This is a genomic window from Streptomyces sp. UH6 (genome assembly GCF_013421635.1).
GTDB classification, from domain to species: Bacteria; Actinomycetota; Actinomycetes; order Streptomycetales; family Streptomycetaceae; genus Streptomyces; species Streptomyces abyssomicinicus.
Map to the genome: position 1 here is coordinate 1 of NZ_JACADT010000804.1, position 2,606 is coordinate 2,606.

Genomic DNA, 2,606 nt, shown 5'->3' on the forward strand with positions numbered 1-2,606 from the left:
CAGCCACGTGCACCTGGCCTACCGGCCGGGCGTCCCGCTGGTGGCGGGGGTGTGGCGGGGCGGCGTCCGCGAGGTGTGAGGCCCCCGAGGCTCCCCGCACCCGGCGGTGGAGCTACTCGTCGCCGGTGAGGCCCTCGCGGAGCCTGACCAGGGTCCGGGACAGCAGCCGGGAGACGTGCATCTGGGAGATGCCGAGCTCCTCGCCGATCTCGGACTGGGTCATGTTGGCCGTGAACCGCAACGACAGGATCCTGCGCTCCCGGGCCGGGAGACCGGCGATCAGGGGCTTGAGCGACTCGATGTACTCGACGCCCTCCAGATCGTCGTCCTCGTAGCCGATCCGGTCCGCGAGGGCGCCCTCCGAGTCGTCCTCCTCGGGCTGGGCGTCCAGCGAGGAGGCGGTGTAGGCGTTCGAGGCGACCATGCCCTCCAGGACCTCTTCGCGGGAGAGGCCCAGGTGCTCGGCCAGCTCGCCCACGGTCGGCGCGCGGTCCAGCCGCTGCTGCAGTTCGTCGGTGGCCCGGGCGAGGTCGAGGCGCAGTTCCTGGAGCCGGCGCGGGACGCGCACGGACCAGGAGGTGTCCCGGAAGAAGCGCTTGATCTCGCCGATGATGGTCGGCATCGCGAATGTGGGAAACTCCACACCGCGGCTCAGCTCGAACCGGTCGATCGCCTTGATCAGGCCGATGGTGGCGACCTGGATGATGTCGTCCATCGGCTCGCTGCGGGAGCCGAACCGGGAGGCGGCGAACTTGACCAGGGCCAGGTTCAGCTCGACCAGGGTGTTGCGGACGTAGCTGTGCTCGGAGGTGCCTTCCTCGAGCGAATCCAGCCGCGCGAACAGCGACTTGGAGAGTGCGCGGGCGTCCGCCGCCCGCACTTCCGCGTAGTGGGGGATCTCGGGGAGCCCGTCCAGCAGCCCGGTGGGATCCGCGGGGGGCGCGGTGCCCGCGGGCCCCGGCGGAGTGCCGGAATCGCCGTCGAGGGCGGACCCGGTCCGCTGGTGGGGGAGCGTCCGGTCGGGGAGTGTCCCGGTGACCGCGAGGTCCGGGAGGTCGGCGCGGGACTGGGGCGGGATTGCCGACGTCGCTCTGGGGGTATGCGATGCGTCGAGCCGGGGTGACATGAAGTCCTCCATCGTTCTCGGCATACGGCTGCCGAAGCCAGTTCGTGCACTTCTTGAGGTGTGCGGCGCCTCCAAGCCGGTCGGATCGGATGTGTTCTCATCAGCCCTACCCGCTCGAGCAACAAGACCGCAAGCACCCTCTGTACGCTTATGTCCCACTTCTTATGATTGTTCGGCTGCCGAATCTTGCTCAAAAGGCGTAGGGTTCGGAGGCGGAATCAGCAGATCGGACGTCGAGAGAGAGACGGCAATGGACCACGGGACGGTCGGCAGCGCGCAGTCGGGCCGGCTTCTGGTGGAGGTACGGGAAGAGGGAGCCAGTGCCGTCGTGATCCCGGCGGGCGAACTCGACCACCACACCGCCGAACTTCTCCGCGAGCCGCTGGAGCGCAACCTGGCGAAGGGGCGCACCCGGCTCGTGGTGGACTGCTCCCGGCTGGAGTTCTGCGACTCCACGGGGCTGAACGTACTGCTCGGCGCCCGCCTGAAGGCGGAGGAAGCCGGCGGAGGCATCCATCTGGTGGCGATGCGGCCCGCGGTGGCGCGCGTCTTCGAGATCACCGGCGCGGACACGGTCTTCTCCGTGCACGACACGGTGGAAGGTGCGCTCGCGGAGGGCACGGGAGCCGGCTGATCGGCGACGGAGGTCACGAAGAGCGACGCCGAGGGCGGGCATTCGTGACATCGTGTGCTGAATCGGTGAAAGATGGCGGATAGGGCGAAACGGGGCGAATCGGTGAGTGTTCCCTCGTCCGGGGCGGGCAGGAGAATTGCTGAGGACAGGGGGCGCCCTGGACGGGACCGGGCCGACGGCCCGCACCGCCCGCGACGCTCCGGAGAACCCGAGTCCACTCGTGTATTGGTGAATCGGTGAGGTGAAGCGCTGATGAGCACCACCCGGCCCCATCCGCCGGGCGATCGCGGCCCGCAGCCCGGCGGCGCTTCCTCCTCCCCGCGCGCCACGGCGGTGAACGGGGCGTTTCCCGCCCTTCAGCGGGTGACGGGGGCATCGAACGGAGGCGCGCCGGTGGCGCCGGAGGTACGGCAAGTCAATCTGGCGGACGAGAGCGGCGTCGTGCCCCTCGCCCGGGACTTCACGCGGCAGGCCCTGTACGCGTGGGGCTGGTTGCCGTCGTCCACGGACGACGGGCGCGCGGCGGCGGAGGACGTGCTGCTGATCGTGTCCGAGCTGGTCACCAACGCGTGCCTGCACGCGGAGGGGCCGGAGGCGTTGACGCTGACCTTCGACCGGAAGACGATCCGGGTCGCGGTCACCGACCGGGGGGAGGGGCAGCCGACGCCGCGGACGCCGCATCAGGCGGGGCGGCCGGGCGGTCACGGCATGTTCATAGTCCAGCGGCTGTCGATGGACTGGGGGGTCGTGACGGCCCCCGAGCTTCCCGGCAAGACGGTCTGGGCCGACCTGGCGCAGCCCACCGCCTGAGCCTGCGGTCCCTGCCGCGCCGCGCCCCCTGCAGCG

At 70.6% G+C, this 2,606-nt stretch carries 3 protein-coding genes; 2 read left to right on the top strand and 1 reads right to left on the bottom strand.

What is annotated here, in order from left to right; translation table 11 throughout:
- Positions 1 to 112: 112 nt before the first annotated feature.
- Positions 113 to 1,138 carry an RNA polymerase sigma factor SigF gene (locus HW445_RS26070; RefSeq protein ID WP_257231295.1) on the bottom strand — a complete coding sequence of 342 codons (1,026 nt, stop codon included), beginning with the start codon at positions 1,136 to 1,138 and terminating at the stop codon, positions 113 to 115.
- Positions 1,139 to 1,376: 238 nt separating this feature from the next.
- Here HW445_RS26070 and HW445_RS26075 point away from each other — a divergent pair, with 238 nt between their 5' ends.
- The gene (locus HW445_RS26075) at positions 1,377 to 1,760 is read left to right on the top strand and encodes an STAS domain-containing protein (protein ID WP_151774511.1); all 384 of its coding nucleotides are present in this window, start codon (positions 1,377 to 1,379) and stop codon (positions 1,758 to 1,760) included.
- Positions 1,761 to 2,012: 252 nt separating this feature from the next.
- Positions 2,013 to 2,570 (top strand): ATP-binding protein, encoded by a 558-nt coding sequence (locus tag HW445_RS26080; RefSeq protein ID WP_180223338.1) that lies wholly within the window; start codon positions 2,013 to 2,015, stop codon positions 2,568 to 2,570.
- Positions 2,571 to 2,606: the final 36 nt, after the last annotated feature.

Bases quoted from the DNA above. Each gene is read 5' to 3' on its own strand.
- HW445_RS26070 (WP_257231295.1), bottom strand. From the start codon at position 1,138: ATGGAGGACTTCATGTCACCCCGGCTCGACGCATCGCATACCCCCAGA.
- HW445_RS26080 (WP_180223338.1), top strand. From the start codon at position 2,013: ATGAGCACCACCCGGCCCCATCCGCCGGGCGATCGCGGCCCGCAGCCC.
- HW445_RS26075 (WP_151774511.1), top strand. From the start codon at position 1,377: ATGGACCACGGGACGGTCGGCAGCGCGCAGTCGGGCCGGCTTCTGGTG.